Consider the following 18,398-nt stretch of genomic DNA (forward strand, 5'->3'; position numbering starts at 1 on the left):
CGACGATCGGGTGCGGGCCGCCTGTGGTTCTGCGCAGTTCCCCGCGCCCGTGGCAGGGTGAGCGCGGTCTCTCCTGGGCTGCGCCCCGAGCCCTCCCCTGCGCCTGGCAGCCGACGGGCTGTGCATGGGTGCTCGCCCAGTTCCCTGCGCGCCCCTGAAGGGCACCTGGCGTACGTCGGCATGCTGAGCGTGAACCACTGGCTGAGCGGTTGACGGGGGCAGGCGAAACCCCCTGGGGGCGCGGAGAACTGCGGGCGCGGGAACTGCGCGACCGGTCCTCGACGGCCCGCAGGCGGCTGTCCGGTCTCGGAGCCGGCCCCAAGCCGCGACGGCTAGTTCGTGCCGATCTTTGCCAGTAGGTCCACGATGCGGCCCTGGACCTCGCTGCTCGTGGAGCGTTCTGCCAGGAACAGGACCGTCTCGCCGGAGGAGAGCTTCGGGAGTTCCGCCTGGTTGATGCCGGCCGAGGTGTAGACGACCAGCGGGGTGTGGTTCAACTGGCCGTTGGCGCGCAGCCAGTCGACGATTCCGGCACGTCGGCGGCGTACCTGCATGAGGTCCATCACGACGAGGTTCGGCCGCATCTGGGCGGCCAGGGTGACGGCCTCGGAGTCGGTGCCGGCCCGGGCGACCTGCATGCCGCGCCGCTCAAGGGTCGCGGTGAGCGCGAGCGCGATCTCCTCGTGCTCCTCGATCAGCAGGACGCGCGACGGGTGCTGCTCGCTGTCGCGCGGCGCGAGGGCCTTGAGCAGTACGGCGGGATCGGCGCCGTACGCGGCCTCCCGCGTCGCCTGCCCCAGCCCCGCCGTGACCAGGACGGGAACCTCGGCCGCGACAGCCGCCTGCCGCAGGGACTGGAGCGCGGTACGGGTGATCGGGCCGGTCAGCGGGTCGACGAACAGCGCGGCGGGGAACGCGGCGATCTGCGCGTCGACCTCCTCGCGGGAGTGCACGACCACGGGCCGGTAGCCGCGCTCGCTCAGCGCCTGCTGGGTGGAGACGTCGGGCGCGGGCCACACGAGCAGCCGGCGCGGGTTGTCGAGCGGCTCGGGGGGCAGCTCGTCGTCGATGGGCTGCGGCTGCGGCCGGTTGGCCACCTCGACGGCGCCGCCGGGCCCGTCCAGCGGCTCGGGACCCTCGGCACCCTCGTCGGGCGCCCCGATGGCGTACGCGCGGCCCCGGCCCTCCGAGGGAGGCGAGGGGAGTACGGGGTGCGGCCGGGCAGCCGGTTCGGCGGGGCGCTCTACGCCCTCGGGGGGCGTGCCGAGCTTGCGACGGCGCCCGGAGCCGAGCGAGCCGCCGGAGGTCTGGGCCGATGCCTGGGCCTGCGCCTGGGTGAACGGCGCGTTCTGCCCGAGCGCCCGCACACTGAACGCCCGTCCCTGTGTGTCCCCGCCGACGACCGGGATGCCTCCGGGCGGAGTCTCGGCGGGCAGCGGCTGCCGAGCGGGCTGGGCGGGGGAGGGCTGGGGTACGGGCTGGGGCTGGTTGCCCTGAGCCTGGCCGAGTTGAGCCTGGTCCTGGTTCTGCGGCGGTACGGGACCGGCCGCACCCGGCGCCGGAACCGCGCGGGCCGCCCACTCGGGCTGCTCGGCGGGGTGCGGCTGAGGCGGGGTGTGATCGGCCACGGGGCCGCCGGGGGCGGGGTTGTTCCGGGCAGGGACGTTCGGGCCCGGCCCGGCAGGGGTGGGGTTGGCTTCCGCAGGTCCGGCGGGGGCAGTGGGGCTGGCCCCCATGTGCCCGGCACCGGTGGGCTCAGTACCCATAGGGCCGCCACCCGTAGGACCGGCACCCATAGGGCCGGCACCCATGGAGTCGGCACCATCCACATGGCCGACCCCCACAGGCCGAGCCCCCGTGGGCTCAACACCCATGGCCCCAGCGCCTACAGGCCCGGCACCCATGGCCCGGCCACCCATGGCTTCCGCGCCCACAGCCCCAGCACCCACATGCTCAGCAGCACCCATGTGCCCTGCACCCACGTGCCCGGCACCTACCTGTCCCGCACCAACCTGCCCAGCCTCCTCCGCAGAACGTGCGGAACCGGCCGAACCGGCCGAACCGGCCGAACGTACGGAGCCATGACGCCCCGGCGCGGCAGCGCCGGCCGCACCACCCGGGGTCGGAGCCGGAGTCGGGGTCGGCGGCACGGGAGCCGGATGCGGGGCCCGGTCGGCATCGGCGGGCGGCAGCGCGAACGCGGTCCGCACCGAGCCCTCCTGCCCGCTCGCAGAACCATTCGCAGAACCACTCGCAGAGCCGCTCGCGGCGTTGCCCCCGGCCGGCGCGGCACCCAGCGCACGGCGGGCCCGGCGCCCGGTCGGCTCGGCAGCGTTCTCGGGGGAGCCGGAGGAGGCAGCCGGTGTCTCGGCGGAGGAAGGCGCGGGCAGCGCGCGCCGAGCCCGGCGGCCGGTGGCCTCGGTCGGCACTCCCTGCGGCGGCACGGTCTCGCCCAGTGCGGCCCGGCCCATGCCGGACGACTCGCGGGCGCTCTCCGCGCCGGTGACGACGGAACCCTCGGCGGCCTGCCCCAAGGCCTGACCAGTGGCGCGCCCGACGGCCTGCTCGGCAGGGCTGGGCCGCCCGCGCCGCCGCCCGGACCCGGACGGGGCCCCGGAAGCGTCCCCGGAACCCGAGGCTCCCTCACGTCCGCCCGCGCCCTCGATGTTCTGCCGACCCGGAATCCGGGCCAGTTCCCCGCCGGGGCCGTCGCCCTCCCCGGCACCACCGGAACCGGGAGCGGAAGGCAACCCGGAACCGGACCCCGAACCAGAACCGACAGGAGAACCGACACCACCGGAACCGACACCACCGGAACCGGAGCCGTCACCAGCCCCGGAACCAGCCCCCGGCCCAGTCCCGGACCCGTTCCCAGGTGCGTCCCCGGCCCCGCCCTCGGTCCGGGCACGCCGACGACCGGTCGGGGACTTCTCCTCGCTGACCGGGCTCTCCAGGAACGCGTCCGTGGACGCCCGCCGGGCCCGCCGACGTCCGCCGCCGTCCTGCTGGGCGGGCAGCAGCGCCTCGTCGGGCTGCGGTGCCGCGGGGGGCGCCTCGACGGTCCCCGCTCCCGCGCCGAGCGGCACTTCGAGCACATACGCCGAACCGCTCATGCCCGGCACGTCCACGGTCTGCAGGACGCCGCCGTGCGCCTTCACGATGCCGCGCACGATGGGCCCGTGCACCGGGTCGCCGCCCGCGTAGGGTCCGCGCACCTCGATGCGTACGACCTCGCCGCGCACCGCGGCCGCGACGACCACGGTCGAGTCCATGTAGCCGCCGGCGGCGACCGGGGCCTTGCCGGTCGCGTCCACCCCGGCGACGTCCGCGATCAGGTGGGCGAGGGCGGTCGCCAGGCGGGGCGCGTCGACCTCGGCCTCGATGGGCGGGGTGTGCACGGCGAACTGGGCGCGCCCCGGCCCGATCAGCTCGACGGCGCCGTCGACACCGGTGCCGACCACCGAAGCGACAAGCACCTTCGCCTTCTTGAGCTCCTCGCTGCCCGCGTCGAGCCGCTGGTAGCCGAGGACGTTGTCGACGAGCGTGGTGATGCGGGAGTAGCCCGCGGCGAGGTGGTGCAGGACCTGGTTGGCCTCGGGCCACAGCTGGCCGGCGTCGTCGGCGGCGAGGGCGGAGAGTTCGGCGCGCAGTTCGTCGAGCGGCCCGCGCAGGGAGCCCGCGAGCACCGAGAGCAGCTGCTGGTGCCGGGCGGCGAGCGCGTCGTAGCGCGCGGTCTCCCGCTCCAGGACCTCGGCGTGCTTGGCGGCCTGCTCCTCGAACGGGCGCCGGTCGGTGAAGGTCATGACGGCGCCGACGAGCAGGTCGCCGTCGCGCACCGGCGCGGTGGTGAGATCGACCGGCACCTGGACGCCGCTCTTGGTCCAGATGACCTGCCCGCGCACCCGGTGCTTGCGCCCGGACTTGAGGGTGTCGGCGAGCGGGCTCCCCTCGTACGGGAACGGCTCGCCGTCCTCGCGCGAGTGCAGCACCAGCGGGTGGAGCTCCTGGCCGCCGAGGTCGCTGGCCCGGTAGCCGAGGATCTGCGCGGCCGCGGGGTTGACCAGGACGACCCGCCCGTCGGTGTCGGTGCCGACCACGCCCTCGGCCGCGGCGCGCAGGATCATCTCGGTCTGCCGCTGCGAACGGGCGAGCTCCGCCTCGGTGTCGACAGTGCCGGAGAGGTCGCGTACGACGAGCATGAGGAGCTCGTCGCCCGAGTACGAGCCGGGCCCGCCGCCGCTTCCGTAGGAGGCGTACGCGTCCCGACCGTCCTCCAGGTTGGCGCTGGTCACCTCGACCGGGAACTCGGTGCCGTCGGTGCGGCGCGCGATCATCCGGGTGGGCTTGGTGCGGCCCTGGTCGTCCTCGCTCTCGGGCCGGCGCATGGAGCCGGGGATGAGCTTGGAGTCGAAGGTGGGCAGCAGGTCGAGAACTCCCCGCCCCACGAGCCCCGTACCGGGCGCTTCCAGCATTTCCAGCGCGACGGTGTTGGCGTTGACGACCGTGCCGTTGCAGTTGACGAGCAGGAGCCCGTCCGGAAGGGCGTCAAGTATGGCTGCGAGGCGAGCAGCGCCTCGGGATGGCCTGCTGCTCACGACGACGCTTCCTCCCTGAACCACTGCACCTTGCGGCCTGTCACTGGGAGGGAGTCTAAAGGCTGGGGATGCGCGAGCGACGGCGGATGAGGGGGAGCTCTCACCAAGGTTGTGTGACCGAGGGGTACGCGCGGTGGGCGTACGGGGTCCCCTACCTGGCGCTCGGCAGCACCGGCACCAGGTCGTCCCATCGCGAAACCTCGCACCCATTGGCACGGCTGTACGTAGCGTCGACGGGCCGCCCGGCCCAGCTGCCGGTGATGTGGGCGGTGGCGGGGCCGCCGTAGATCATCGTGCAGATCCGGTCCTTGGGCACGGGGGCGAAGGGGTCCTTGCCCCAGGTCGTCACGGAGTCGAGTTTGTCGCAGGCCTGCTGGCTGCGCGGATGACTGCCGCCCGCCGGGTGGCACTCCAGCGTGTACTTCCCCTCGACACCCGGGTTGTGCTCGACGGTGACGGTGAGGCGGTCCTCGGTGTGGCCCTCGCCGAGCAGGGACAGCGGGACGGGCAGGGGGCCCGCGGAGGCGGCGGGCGCGGCGGCGAGCGCGGTGAGGGAAGCGGCGGCGGTGACGGCGAGGCGGCGCATCATGGGTCTCGTATCTCCAGTCGTACGGGCGGACTTTCTGCGGACGGTGCGGGCCCCCGGGGTCTCCTGAGGCGCCCTGAAGGCTCCAGCGGTCTAACGCGCGTCAACGCCCGGCGTTGCGCCGCAGAACGGCTTTGCTCTGGTGGCCACCTGCCTAGTACCGTGGGGTGCGATTGGTGACGGCCCGCAAGGCTGTGTCATCATCTGCACGCACCACTCGCGCACGCGACGGTGTGCTGGAGGCGTCGCCTAGTCCGGTCTATGGCGCCGCACTGCTAATGCGGTTTGGGTCTTAAAGCCCATCGAGGGTTCAAATCCCTCCGCCTCCGCCAGCAAGACCCGAAGCCCCGGCCCCACGGCCGGGGCTTCGGCTGTTCCCCGGGCCGTTCCCTGCGCCTTCGCCGAGCCCGCGCCGAGTCTTCGCCGGCCTTCGCCGGGCCGTTTCTGCGCCGCCCGTGACGCGTTCCGGGGCCGTCCTCACCCCGCGCCCGACCCCGCCCGACGGCCCCGTGGTTGCTCACGTAGAGACATTTCCGCAGGTCAGAGGCGGTGTGGCTAATGGATTTCGCGTCACGGCGCAGGTCATGTAATGTTGTTCTCGCAACGCCGACGGGGCAGAAAAAACCCCGGAAGCACAAGCACTCGTAGCTTAACGGATAGAGCATCTGACTACGGATCAGAAGGTTGCAGGTTCGAATCCTGCCGAGTGCACATAGGTGAGAGGCCCCGGACGAAAGTCCGGGGCCTCTTGCGTTGGGTGTACGGCGCCGAAGCGGATCGGCGCCCGCGGCCTTCCGCGGCCAACGGAATCAGGTCCGCCCGCCCGGCATGGCTACGTCAGGCCGGCCGGCCGTGGCCGATCATGGCCCGGACAGGGCAGGGGCCCGGCGCCGGGGCTTGTGTCCCGGGCGCCGAGCCCCATTTCGGTGAATTGCGTGACGCGATTCCCTGGTGCCCAGTAACGGCGGTGTCAGCAGCTGGAGCCGACGCCGTCGAACTGTGCGCCGGGATTGCCCTCGCCGTTGAGCGCGTTGCCCAACAGGCCGTTGAGAATCCCGACCTGGCCAAGGATGTCGATGTTCAGGTCATGGGTCTTGCACCAGTGGCCATGCCCACCGCGCCCACGCCCGCCATCCGCGTCCTGAGCGGTGGCCGTGCCGGTGGCTATGAGGCTCAGGGTCCCCAGCATGGCGGCCGCGACAGCGGCCTTGTGAAGCTTGCGCATTTTTCCTCCTGGGGTCAGTGGAGCGCACCATCAAAAAGATCCACTTTGCGCTCATTTGGGAGGCTAATCCGATATCTCCCGCACCGCTCACCGAGGCTGCCATATGGGTTCCCGAGGCCCAATTGGGCCCCTCGTCCGGCGGACTGAGAAGGCATCAGCCCGCCGGGCGAGGACCGCATCCCCGTGAGCGGCCGGCCCCGTTGTCAGTGCCGGGAGGTAGCTTCGAAGCGTGGCTGGGTTGTGGCGGTGTGTCGGGGTCCGGTGGGGCGGAGGGGAGCCTCGGCTGCTTTGGGAGGAGGGGCGGAGCAGCCCGCTCGGGTACGGGCGGGACCTGGCGTTTCGGGTGGTGGGGGAGCGGAGCTGTGTGGGGGCTCGGGGGAATCGGTGTCCGGTGGCGGCGGGCGTGCCGGGGCGGAGTACGCAGGCGCGGTGCGGCGAGTGCGCGCGGCTCGACCGGGCGCACTCCGTCGCCGCCGATACGTACCTCGACGATCCCCGGACCTATCGCGTCTACCTCGCCTGGTTCGGGAGCGGCATGGTCAAGGTCGGGATCACCGCGGAGGAGCGCGGTTCGGCCCGGCTGCTCGAACAGGGGGCGGTGGCCTTCGGCTGGCTCGGGCGGGGGCCCCTGATGGCGGCCCGGCGCTGCGAGGAGCTGCTCAGGGCCGCGCTCGGGGTGCCGGACCGGATCCCGTATGCCGAGAAGCGGGCCGTACGGGCCCGGCTTCCCGGGGTGGGCGAGCGGGCCGTCGAGGTCGCCCAGTTGCACGCGCGGGCCCTCGCGCTCGCCGGCTGGCCCGAGTCGCTGGAGCGGATCGAGTGCCAAGTGATCGACCATGCGCGGGAGTTCGGGCTCGCCGGGCTCGCGCCGGCCTCCGGGGTGATCACCGAGCTGGTGGACGGCGGGGTCGTGGGCGGGCGGCTCGTCGCTGCCGCCGGGCCCGATCTCCATCTGGAGGCGGGGGGCGCCGTTCTCGTGCTGGATACGCGGCTCATGAGCGGGTGGAATCTTGCCGCAGTCGGTGCGGGCGAGGGCGGTGGCGTCGGCGTGCCGGTGCGGGAGGTGCCCAAGGAGGAGGGGGTGCAGGATCAGTTGTTCTGAGGGGACTGGGGGATGGAGGGCTGGTGTCCGGGGTTCGGGGTGTGGGGGCGCGAAGGGGGCGACGCGTGCCGTGGGCGATGGTCAAGAGCTGGATCCCCTTTGGATCCCTTCCGGTAAGGGATCTGGACACGGTCCGTGGGCGCGGCCGAGGGTGGGGGCATGAGTGATCAAGGGCAAGTGCGCGGGTTGGTTTCCGGGATTGAACCTCCTTACTACGCCGTGGTGTTCACCTCCATCCGGAGGGAGGGCGCCGACGGATCCGACGGCGGGTACGGGGAGACCGCCGTCCTGATGCGGGAGCTCGTCGCCGAGATACCCGGGTATCTCGGGTACGAGACCGCGCGGAATCCCGGAGGGATCGGGATCACCGTCGGGTACTTCCGGGACGAGGAGGCCGTCGCCGCCTGGCGGGGGCGCCTGGAGCACCAGCAGGCGCAGCGCCGCGGGCGGGCCGAGTGGTACGAGGGCTACAGCGTCCATGTCGCCAAGGTCGAGCGGAGTTATGGATTTGAGCGGAAGCAGTAGCGGGGCTGCCGTGCGGGCCTTCTGGGGGCGGCTCGGGCTGCCGGGGCTTGTCGACGTACACACCCATTTCATGCCCGAGCGCGTGCTCAACAAGGTGTGGGAGTACTTCGACTCCGCCGGGGAGCTGGTCGGCGGGGTCGAGTGGCCCATCACCTACCGGGAGGAGGAGGCCGAGCGGGTGCGGCTGCTCCGGGAGGAGTTCGGGGTGCTCGCCTTCACCTCGATGATCTATCCCCACAAGGCTCACATGGCGGAGTGGCTCAACGGGTGGAGTGCCGGGTTCGCCGGCCGGACTCCCGGCTGTCTTCATACCTCCACCTTTTTTGCCGAGCCCGGGGCCGCCGCCTACGTACGGGACGCCCTCGACTCCGGCGCTCGCGTCTTCAAGTCCCATGTGCAGGTGGGGAGTTACGATCCCGGGGATCCGTTGCTCGATCCCGTCTGGGGGCTGCTCGCCGAGGCCGGTGTGCCGGTCGTCATTCATTGCGGGTCCGGGCCCGCGGCCGGGAAGTACACCGGTCCCGGCCCGGTCGGGCGGGTCCTCGCGCGGCATCCCCGGCTGCGGCTGATCTTCGCGCACATGGGGATGCCGGAGTACGCCGACTTCCTCGACCTCGCCGGCACGTACGGCTCGGTCATGCTCGACACGACCATGGCCTTCACCGACTTCAGCGAGCGCACCGCGCCCTTCCCCGTGAGCGAGCGGGGGCGGCTGCTGGATCTGGGGGAGCGGATCCTCTTCGGGTCCGACTTCCCCAACATTCCGTACCCGTATCTCCATCAGCTGGAGGCGCTTGAGCGGCTCGGGCTGGGGGACGAGTGGCTTCGGGCCGTCTGTTACGGGAATGGCGCGCGCCTCTTCGGGCTGCCGGGCCGCACCCTGCCGGGCCCGGGCCCGCTGCCCGGCTGAGCCGGCCGCAAGGAGCCGGCCGCAAGGCCCCACCCACTTTCTCAGGCAAATCACAGGATCGGGCAAGGATGTTCTCACCGCCCGCTCACAGGGTGGGGCCATGACCGTTACCTCCTCGCCCCAGGGGCGGACCGAAATGCTGCGGCCGGACGGCAGCCCCGTCCGGGTGCTCGTCGTGGACGACGAGGCGCCGCTCAGCGAGCTGCTCTCCATGGCCCTGCGCTACGAGGGCTGGGAAGTGCGCAGCGCCGGCGACGGGGCCGGGGCGGTGCGCGACGCCCGGGAATTCCGGCCCGACGCCGTGGTCCTCGACATCATGCTGCCCGACATGGACGGCCTCGCCGTCCTCGGGCGGCTGCGCCGCGAGCTCCCCGACGTGCCGGTGCTCTTCCTCACCGCCAAGGACTCCGTGGAGGACCGGATCGCCGGGCTCACGGCGGGCGGCGACGACTACGTGACCAAGCCGTTCAGCCTGGAGGAGGTCGTGGCCCGGCTCCGCGGACTCATCCGCCGCTCGGGCACGGCAGCCCTGCGCAGCGAGTCCGTGCTGGCCGTCGGCGACCTCACGCTCGACGAGGACAGCCACGACGTGACCCGGGGCGGGGTCAACATCCACCTCACCGCGACCGAGTTCGAGCTGCTCCGCTTCCTCATGCGCAACCCGCGCCGGGTGCTCAGCAAGGCGCAGATCCTCGACCGGGTCTGGTCGTACGACTTCGGCGGCCAGGCCAATGTCGTCGAGCTGTACATCTCGTACCTGCGGCGGAAGATCGACGCCGGGCGCTCCCCGATGATCCACACGCGGCGCGGCGCGGGGTATCTGATCAAGCCCGGCGAGTAGCGGCGCGTGGGCAGGATCCGGGGCAGGTTCGGGCGGCCGTGGTCGCTCCGGACCCGGCTCGTCGTGTCGGCGGTGGCGCTGCTCGCGGTGGTCGGCGCCGTCATCGGCACGGTGACCGTGCTCGCCATGGGCGCCAACCTCCAGCGCCAGCTCGACGACCAGCTGCGGGCCGGGCTGCCCATGCGGGGGCTCGGGCACGGCGGCCTGGGGCAGGTCCAGCCCGAGGGTGACCGGCTCGACTTCATCGTGTCCAGGCCGGGGCAGCCGCTGCACACGGTCGGTGCGGGCGTGCTGCCCGGCGGGACGCTGCTCTCGGGCCTGCAGAGCACCCAGCCGGAACACGAGGGCGAGAGCCGCACCCGGCCGCTGTCCGACGCGCAGATCCGGGCCCTGGCCGCCGTCCCCAAGGACGGCCACGTGCACTCCGTCACGATCCCCGGCCTCGGTGACTACCGCGCCCTGTGGGATCCGGACCGCGCCTTCGTGCTCGGCTTCCCCACCGACCGGCTCGACGCCACCGTCAACACCCTTGTCCTGGTGGTCATTTGCGTGACCGCCGCCGGGCTCGTCGCCGCCGGGATCGCGGGCGCGGCCATCGTCGGGGTGGCCCTGCGGCCGCTGCGGCGGGTCGCCGCCACCGCGACCCGGGTGTCCGAACTCCCCCTGCACAGCGGGGAGGTGGCGCTGCACGAACGCGTGCCGGGGGCCGAGGCGGATGCCCGCACCGAGGTCGGGCAGGTGGGCGCCGCGCTCAACCGGATGCTCGACCACGTCCACGAGGCGCTCAGCGCGCGGCAGGAGAGCGAGACGCGGGTACGGCAGTTCGTCGCGGACGCCAGCCACGAGCTGCGGACCCCGCTCGCCTCCATCCGCGGCTACGCCGAGCTCACCCGGCGCGGCCGCGAGGACGTAGGGCCCGACACCAGGCACTCGCTCGGCCGCATCGAGTCGGAGGCGGCCCGGATGACCGGGCTCGTCGAGGACCTGCTGCTGCTCGCCCGCCTCGATGCCGGACGCCCGCTCTCGTACGAGAGCGCGGATCTCTCCGCCCTTGTCGTCGACGTGGTCGGGGACGCGCATGCCGCGGGTCAGAGCCACCAGTGGCTGCTCGAACTGCCCGACGAGCCCGTCGCCGTACGCGGGGACCGGGAGCGGTTGCAGCAGGTCCTGGTCAATCTGCTCGCCAACGCCCGTACGCACACCCCGCCCGGCACCACCGTCACCGCCCGGGTCGAGGTGCGCGGGCCCCGGGTCGTCGTCGAGATCGAGGACACCGGGCCCGGCATCCCGCCCGAGCTGCTCCCGCACGTCTTCGAGCGGTTCGCCCGCGGCGACGCGTCCCGCTCCCGCAACGCCGGATCCACCGGCCTCGGGCTCGCCATCGTGCAGGCCGTCGTCGCCGCGCACGGGGGGCGCGTCACGGTGCGAAGCGGTTCCGGGCGGACGGTGTTCGGGGTCGAGCTGCCGGGCGTGCCCGATGCCGGAAGCCCGCCGGTCCACCCCGCGAAGGCCGAATCCCGCCTCTCACAGCCTGGCGACAGCCCGACCACACAGGTGTGACAGCGGCCCTCGCGAGGGTCGCGGTATGCGAACCGAACCCTCTGCCACGAGCGCCGCCGGTACGGCCCGTGCCGTGTGCTCTCCGGGCGCCACGCCCGCGCCGCACGCGGTGAACCCGGCGGACCCGGTGGCCCTTCCGGCCCGCCGGCATCTGCCCGTGCAGCCGGCCGGCACCCCCGTACTCGACGTGACGATCCCCGTCTACAACGAGGAGCAGGACCTGGAGCGGTGTGTGCGGCGGCTGCACGAACACCTCGCGCGGACCTTCCCGTACGGCTTCCGGATCACGGTCGCCGACAATGCGAGCACCGACTCGACTCCCTTGATTTCGGCGGGACTTGAGCGCGAGATTCCCGAGGTGCGGGCCTTCCGCCTGGAGGAGAAGGGGCGCGGGCGGGCGCTGCGCGCGGTGTGGTCGGCCTCGGACGCGCCCGTGCTCGCGTACATGGACGTGGACCTGTCCACCGATCTCAACGCGCTGCTTCCGCTGGTCGCGCCGCTGATCTCCGGGCATTCGGACCTCGCCATCGGCTCGCGGCTCGCCCGTTCCTCGCGGGTGGTGCGCGGCGCCAAGCGGGAGTTCATCTCGCGTACGTACAACCTGATCCTGCGCGGCTCGCTCGCGGCGCGGTTCTCCGACGCGCAGTGCGGGTTCAAGGCGATCCGGCGCGATGTGGCGCAGCGGCTGTTGCCGATGGTCGAGGACACCGGGTGGTTCTTCGACACCGAGATGCTGGTGCTCGCCGAGCGGGCCGGGCTCAGGATCCACGAGGTGCCGGTGGACTGGGTCGACGACCCGGCCAGCACCGTGCACATCGTCAGTACCGCGCGGGACGACCTCAAGGGGGTGTGGCGCGTGGGGCGGGCGCTCGCCGTCGGGGCGCTGCCGCTCGACCGGCTCGCGCGGCCGTTCGGCGACGATCCGAGGGACCGGCAGCTCAGCGGGGTGCCGGGCGGACTCGCCCGTCAGCTTGTCGGGTTCTGCGTGGTCGGCGCGCTGTCCACGCTCTTCTACCTCCTCCTGTACTCGCTCTCGCGCACCGCGATGGGCCCCCAACTCGCCAATGCCTCGGCCCTGTTGGTGTCGGCGGTCGCGAACACCTCGGCCAACCGGAGGCTCACCTTCGGGGTGCGCGGCCGGGACCGGGCGGTGCGCCACCAGGCGCAGGGCCTGGCGGTGTTCGCCATCGGCCTCGCGCTCACCAGCGGTTCGCTCGCGGCGCTCGACGCGGCCAGCCCGGACGCCGCGCACTCCACGGAGGTGGCCGTCCTGCTGGCCGCGAACCTCGCGGCGACCATCCTCCGCTTCCTGCTGTTCCGCGCCTGGGTCTTCCCGGACCGCGCTACTTCTCCCGATGACCCGAAGGGCGACGCACGATGACCACGACCTCCTGCCAGGCCGATCCGCGCGAGGGGGTCGCGGCGGCCGGGCACCGGTCCGCCCGGAGCCGGCTGTGGCGCGGCCGCCCCGACGACCCCGCCTGGGTGCGGCCCGCGCTCCTCGCGCTGCTCGCCGCCGCCTTCGCCGCGTACCTGTGCAACCTCAGCGCCTCCGGGTACGCGAATTCCTTCTACTCGGCGGCCGTCCAGGCCGGCAGCCAGAGCTGGAAGGCCTTCTTCTTCGGCTCGCTGGACGCGGCGAACGCGATCACCGTCGACAAGCCCCCGGCCTCGCTGTGGCCGATGGCCCTGTCCGTACGCCTCTTCGGCCTCGGCTCCTGGCAGATCCTGCTGCCCGAGGTGCTGATGGGCGTGGGCACGGTCGCCGTCCTGTACGCGGCGGTGCGGCGCAGGTTCAGCCCGGCGGCGGGTCTCATCTCGGGCGCGGTACTGTCCCTGACCCCGGTCGCGGCGCTGATGTTCCGCTTCAACAACCCGGACGCGCTGCTCGCGCTCCTGATGACGGTCACGGTGTACTGCGTGCTGCGCGCCCTGGAGGACGCCCGTACGAAGTGGCTGGTGTGGGCCGGGGTCGCGATCGGCTTCGCGTTCCTGACCAAGACCCTGCAGGCCTTCCTGATCCTGCCGCCGCTCGCCGTCCTGTACGCGGTGTGCGCGCCCACCTCCGTGCGCCGCCGCCTCGGCCAACTCGCCCTGTCCACCGGTGTGCTGGTGGTGTCGGGCGGCTGGTGGGTGGCAGCCGTGGAGCTGTGGCCCAAGTCGTCGCGCCCGTACATCGGCGGCTCGCAGCACAACTCCTTCCTCGAACTCACCTTCGGCTACAACGGGCTCGGCCGTCTCAGCGGTGACGAGACCGGCAGCGTGGGCGGCGGGGGCGCGCGGGCGGGCGGCATGGAGTTCCCGGGCGGCATGCGTCAGGGGGGAGGGGGTGGCTGGGGTCAGACCGGTATCGGCCGGATGTTCAACTCCGAGGTCGGCGGCCAGGTCTCGTGGCTGCTTCCCGCGGCCCTGCTCCTGCTGATCGCGGGCCTCGTCGTCACCTGGAAGGCCAGGCGCACCGACACCGCGCGCGCCGCGTTCCTCGCCTGGGGCGGGGCGCTGCTCATGACCGCCGTGATCTTCAGCTTCATGGCGGGGATCTTCCACCAGTACTACACGGTGGCCCTGGCCCCCTACATCGCGGCGCTCGTCGGCATGGGCGTCACGGTCCTGTGGGAAGAGCGCTCCCGCGTCTGGGCGGCGCTCGCGCTCGGGGTGACGGTGGCGGTCACGGCCGTCTGGGCGTACGTACTGCTCGGGCGCACCCCGGACTATCTGCCGTGGCTGCGCTGGGCGGTACTGATCGGCGGCCTCGCGGCGGCGCTGGGCCTCGCGCTCGCGGGCCGGCTGAACCGGCGAGTGGCGCTGGGGGTGGCCGGGCTCGGTCTCGTGGCCGCGCTGGCCGGCCCGGCGGCGTACTCGGTGAGCACGCTTGGTGCCGGGCACACCGGCTCGATCGTGACGGCGGGTCCCGCGGGGGCGAGCATGGGCGGGCCCGGGGGTGGCGGCGGGCGGATGCGGTTCGGCGGGGGTGCGGGGCCCGGTGCGGGTGCCGGTGCGGGGCAGGCTGGTTGGCAGAACGGCGCTCGGCCGGGCCAGGGCATGCCGGGCGGCGCGATGGGCCGGCCCGGCGGTGCGCCGGAGCAGCGTGGCGGCGTGGGCGCCGGCATGGGTGCCGGCATGGGCGGTCTGCTCGACGGCGCGAAGGTGAGCGCGGAGGCGGAGGCGCTCGTGGCGAAGAACGCGGACCGGTACACCTGGGCCGCGGCCGCGATCGGCTCGCAGAACGCCGCGAGCTACCAACTCGCCACGGGGAAGCCGGTGATGGCGATCGGGGGCTTCAACGGCAGCGACCCGTCGCCGACGCTGGAGCAGTTCAAGAAGTACGTGACCGAAGGGAAGGTCCACTACTTCATCGCCAGTGGCGGGGGAATGATGGGCGGCGGGGGCAGTGCGATCAGCAGCTGGGTCGAGTCGACCTTCAAGAAGGTGGCGGTGGGGACGGCGGCGTTCTACGACCTGACGGTGAGGGTGAGCTAGGCGCTCGGCGGGGCGGGGTGCTTTATCCGCGGGCCGGTGGGGGCTGGTCGCGCAGTTCCCCGCGCCCCTAGCCCCGCCTTCGGCCGCGGGTCGTGCGTGGTTGCTCGCGCAGTTCCCCGCGCCCCTGGCAGGGTCCTGTGCGGCCCCCGGGCTGTGACCCGGGCCCCGGCGACCTTCGGTCTGCGGACCGTGCGTGGCTGGTCGCGCAGTTCCCCGCGCCCCTGGCGGGGTTGATCCGACCAGCTCCGGCACCTCTAGCCTGTCCGGCGATTGAGGACGAGCGCCCTTCAGGCGCGAACGGGGTCTGGGGCGGAGCCCCAGGAAACTCAACCGGCTTCACCTTTACTCCAACCCCCGGCGGGTTGCGGGGAGGGATGGGGTGGGGCGGCCTCTGGGGTCTGGGGTGGAGCCCCAGCGCACCCTGGGGGGCTCCCGGTGGGCCGGGGTCGCATGCGCTGCGGGCGCGAGCGCAGGCTTCAGCGAGCCTGTTGCGGGAGGCAGTTGACGCGTTCGAGGGTTTGGAACGGCACGCCTTGGCGCGGCGGTCCCCTCACTCGGACGCCCACCCCGATCCGCGTCGCCCATAAATCGCTTTACAGCGTATAAGAGTCTCCCTTACGGTGTACATCGCTCACCCACTTACACCGTATAAGGAGTCAGGGAGCCGCAATGACGGCAACGACAGCCGAGAATCCGACCACCCCCACCGGGCACCCGCAGCGCTGGCTGATCCTCGGCGTCATCTGCGTGGCCCAGCTGACGGTGCTGCTGGACAACACCGTCCTCAACGTCGCCATCCCCTCGCTCACCACCTCACTCGGCGCGTCCACCGCCGACATCCAGTGGATGATCAACGCGTACTCGCTGGTCCAGTCGGGCCTGCTGCTCACCGCGGGCAGCGCGTCCGACCGCTACGGGCGCAAGAAGATGCTCGCGGCGGGCCTCGCCCTCTTCGGCATCGGCTCGCTGGCCGCCGGCCTCGCGCAGAACTCCGGACAGCTCATCGCCGCCCGCGCGGGCATGGGCGTCGGCGGGGCGCTGCTCATGACCACCACCCTCGCCGTCGTCGTCCAGATCTTCGACAACGAGTCCCGGGTCAAGGCCATCGGCATCTGGGCCACCGTCAACTCGCTAGGTTTCGCCGCCGGGCCGCTGATCGGCGGGGTCATGCTCGACCACTTCTGGTGGGGCGCGATCTTCCTGGTCAACATCCCGGTCGCGGTGCTCGGCCTGACAGCCGTCGTCACGCTCGTACCGGAGTCGAAGAACCCGCAGGGTGACCGGCCCGACCTGCTCGGGGCGCTGCTCTCCACGATCGGCATGACCGGTGTCGTGTACGCGATCATCTCCGGGCCGGGCCACGGCTGGCTCTCCGGCCAGGTGCTGGCCTCGGCGGCCGTCGGCCTCGTGTTCCTCGCGGCCTTCGTACGCTGGGAGCTGTCCATCGAGCACCCCATGCTGGACATGCACTTCTTCCGGAACCAGAAGTTCATCGGCGCGGTCGCGGGCTCGATCCTGGTCGCGTTCGGCATGGGCGGCTCGCTGTTCCTGCTGACCCAGCACCTCCAGTTCGTGCTCGGATACGGCCCGTTGGAGGCGGGCGTGCGCACCGCGCCGCTCGCGCTCAGCGTCGTCGTGCTCAACATGTCGGGGGTCGGCGCGAAGCTGGTCACCAAGGTCGGCACCCCGCGTGCCATAGCCATCGGCATGACCGCGAACGCGGCGGGGCTCGCCTCGATCGCGCTGCTCGGCGGGCACAGCTACGGTGGCACGCTGCTCGGCCTGGTCGTGATGGGCGCGGGCATCGCGCTCTCCATGCCGGCCATGGCCAACGCGATCATGAGCGCGATCCCGCCGGAGAAGGCGGGCGTGGGCGCGGGCGTGAACGGCACCCTGGGCGAGTTCGGCAACGGGCTCGGGGTGGCGGTGCTCGGCGCGGTGCTCAACTCGCGGTTCGCGGCTCTGGTGCCGGTGGCCGCGGCCTCGCTGCCCGCCGCGCTCGCCGCCGCCCGCGACGACGCCGAACGGGGCCGGATCGCGGACGCGTTCGCCTCGGGCCTGGAGACCAGCCAGCTGGTCGGCGCCGTCGCGGTGCTCGCGGGCGGCCTGCTCGCGGCGGTTCTGCTGCACCGCGCGGAACGAACCGCTCCCGCTCCCGCCGCGGCGGCCCCCGCCGCATAGCATCGAGGGGGGTGAGATCCCCGAATTCCGGACATACCCCCCTGAGGGGCGTGGCCCTTACGGCCAGGACCCTCAGGGGTCGGCAGGACCAAGACCCGAGGAGGGCGGCGATGGTGTCGGCGGCGGACCGTACGAAGGATGCGGCGCGTACCAGCGTGTGGCTCGGGAGCAAGGCGGGGAACCGGGCACGGCGGGCGGACCCCGAGGCCGGTCACCCCGCCCTCGACCGGGACCGGATCACCGCCGAGGCCGTACGGCTGCTCGACGCCGAGGGCGCCGTGAAGTTCTCCATGCGGCGCCTGGCGGGCGAGCTCGGGGTCACCGCGATGTCCCTGTACTGGTACGTCGACACCAAGGACGACCTCCTGGAACTCGCCCTCGACTCGGTGTTCTCGGAGGTCGAGCTGCCCGACACGCAGGACGAGTCGGCCGACTGGCGCGACCAGCTCCGCGCGATCGCCGTCGGCTACCGCGCGGTCTTCGTCCGGCACTCCTGGGCGTCCGCGCTGATCGGCCGCTACCTCAACATCGGGCCGCACGCGATGGCCTTCTCGCGCGCGGCCCTGCGCATCCTGGCCCGCACGGGCCTTCCCCCGCACGGCCAGATGGGCGGGCTCGCGGCGGTCTTCCAGTTCGTGTACGGGTTCGGCACGATCGAGGGGACGTTCGTGCGGCGGTGTGCGGATGCGGGGATCACGCAGGACGAGTACTTCGCCCAGGCGATGGGGGCGCTGACGGAACGGCCGGAGTACCGGGCGCAGTTCGAGGAGGCGGAGGAGCTCATGGCTGCGCGGGGTGGGGTGACGGTGGAGGAGATGCGACAGCGCGACTTCGACTTCGCGCTGTCGCTCCTGGTGGCGGGTATCGAGGCGCTGAGCACGCAGGGTGCCTGACCGGGGCTTTCCCCCACCCCGCCCCCTTCCCGCTGTGACACTCTGCGGCTCCGCCGCGCGGCCTCCGGGGGTTGGAGTAAGGGTGAGGCCGAGTCTCCTGGGGCTTCCGCCCCAGACCCCGATGACCCCACCCCGCCCCTTCCCGCTGTGACACTCTGCGGCTCCGCCGCGCGGCCTCCGGGGGTTGGAGAGGGGTGAAGCCGCGTTTCCTGGGGCTCCGCCCCAGACCCCGTATCGCGCCTGAAGGGCGCTCGTCCTCAATCGCCGGACGGGCTGGGTATGCCTGTACCCGGTGCCGTTAGGGGCGCGGGGCGGCGACATGTGCGGCTCCGCCGCGTGGGCGCGAGCAACCACGCACGGTCCGCAGGTCGAAGGCCGTCGGGGTTCGGGGCACAGCCCGGGGAAGCCCGCACCGCATCCCGCCAAGGGGCGCGGGGAACTGCGCGCCCAGCCACGCACGGCCCGCGGTCGAAGGCGGGTTTAGGGGCGCGGGGAACTGC

General features: G+C 72.7%; 12 protein-coding genes and 2 tRNA genes. 11 read left to right on the forward strand and 3 right to left on the reverse strand.

What is annotated here, in order from left to right:
• Positions 1-332 precede the first annotated feature (332 nt).
• Positions 333-4,595 carry a PAS domain-containing protein gene (locus ABD346_RS02465; protein WP_344371102.1) on the reverse strand — a complete coding sequence of 1,421 codons (4,263 nt, stop codon included), beginning with the start codon at positions 4,593-4,595 and terminating at the stop codon, positions 333-335.
• Positions 4,596-4,746: 151 nt separating this feature from the next.
• Positions 4,747-5,184: an SSI family serine proteinase inhibitor gene (locus tag ABD346_RS02470; RefSeq protein WP_344371104.1), complete on the reverse strand. Its 438-nt coding sequence runs from the start codon at positions 5,182-5,184 to the stop codon at positions 4,747-4,749.
• 235 nt (positions 5,185-5,419) lie between these two features.
• Here ABD346_RS02470 and ABD346_RS02475 point away from each other — a divergent pair.
• Both ABD346_RS02475 and ABD346_RS02480 read left to right on the forward strand, forming a co-directional pair.
• Positions 5,420-5,513, forward strand: a tRNA-Ser gene (locus tag ABD346_RS02475).
• 306 nt (positions 5,514-5,819) lie between these two features.
• Positions 5,820-5,892 (forward strand) — tRNA-Arg (locus ABD346_RS02480).
• Positions 5,893-6,151: 259 nt separating this feature from the next.
• Here the strand turns inward: ABD346_RS02480 and ABD346_RS02485 are convergent.
• The gene (locus ABD346_RS02485; protein WP_344371105.1) at positions 6,152-6,406 is read right to left on the reverse strand and encodes a hypothetical protein; all 255 of its coding nucleotides are present in this window, start codon (positions 6,404-6,406) and stop codon (positions 6,152-6,154) included.
• Between the two features lie 229 nt (positions 6,407-6,635).
• On the opposite strand from ABD346_RS02485, the gene ABD346_RS02490 reads away from it, so the two are divergent.
• From ABD346_RS02490 to ABD346_RS02530, 9 genes are all read left to right on the forward strand, one after another.
• On the forward strand, positions 6,636-7,508 hold the full coding sequence (locus ABD346_RS02490; RefSeq protein WP_344371106.1) for a DUF2797 domain-containing protein: 873 nt from the start codon (positions 6,636-6,638) through the stop codon (positions 7,506-7,508).
• Between the two features lie 159 nt (positions 7,509-7,667).
• Entirely contained in the window at positions 7,668-8,033 is a 366-nt protein-coding gene (locus ABD346_RS02495; protein WP_344371107.1) for an antibiotic biosynthesis monooxygenase family protein, read from the forward strand.
• The gene (locus ABD346_RS02500) at positions 8,011-8,943 is read left to right on the forward strand and encodes an amidohydrolase family protein (protein WP_344371108.1); all 933 of its coding nucleotides are present in this window, start codon (positions 8,011-8,013) and stop codon (positions 8,941-8,943) included. The genes ABD346_RS02495 and ABD346_RS02500 overlap by 23 nt, the downstream gene beginning before the upstream one ends.
• A gap of 100 nt (positions 8,944-9,043) precedes the next feature.
• A complete protein-coding gene (locus tag ABD346_RS02505; protein ID WP_344371109.1) occupies positions 9,044-9,784 on the forward strand; it encodes a response regulator transcription factor in 741 nt (246 codons plus the stop codon).
• A 15-nt stretch (positions 9,785-9,799) separates the two neighbouring features.
• Positions 9,800-11,344: a sensor histidine kinase gene (locus ABD346_RS02510; protein WP_381225366.1), complete on the forward strand. Its 1,545-nt coding sequence runs from the start codon at positions 9,800-9,802 to the stop codon at positions 11,342-11,344.
• Between the two features lie 25 nt (positions 11,345-11,369).
• On the forward strand, positions 11,370-12,725 hold the full coding sequence (locus tag ABD346_RS02515; protein ID WP_344371111.1) for a bifunctional glycosyltransferase family 2/GtrA family protein: 1,356 nt from the start codon (positions 11,370-11,372) through the stop codon (positions 12,723-12,725).
• Positions 12,722-14,824: an ArnT family glycosyltransferase gene (locus tag ABD346_RS02520; protein ID WP_344371112.1), complete on the forward strand. Its 2,103-nt coding sequence runs from the start codon at positions 12,722-12,724 to the stop codon at positions 14,822-14,824. Before ABD346_RS02515 ends, ABD346_RS02520 begins: the two co-directional genes overlap by 4 nt.
• A 669-nt stretch (positions 14,825-15,493) precedes the next feature.
• Positions 15,494-17,005: an MFS transporter gene (locus ABD346_RS02525; protein WP_344371113.1), complete on the forward strand. Its 1,512-nt coding sequence runs from the start codon at positions 15,494-15,496 to the stop codon at positions 17,003-17,005.
• A 110-nt stretch (positions 17,006-17,115) separates the two neighbouring features.
• Complete coding sequence (locus tag ABD346_RS02530) at positions 17,116-17,898, forward strand: TetR/AcrR family transcriptional regulator (RefSeq protein ID WP_344371115.1); 783 nt, start codon at positions 17,116-17,118, stop codon at positions 17,896-17,898.
• Positions 17,899-18,398 lie beyond the last annotated feature (500 nt).

The organism is Streptomyces mauvecolor, assembly GCF_039532965.1.
GTDB lineage: Bacteria > Actinomycetota > Actinomycetes > Streptomycetales > Streptomycetaceae > Streptomyces > Streptomyces violascens.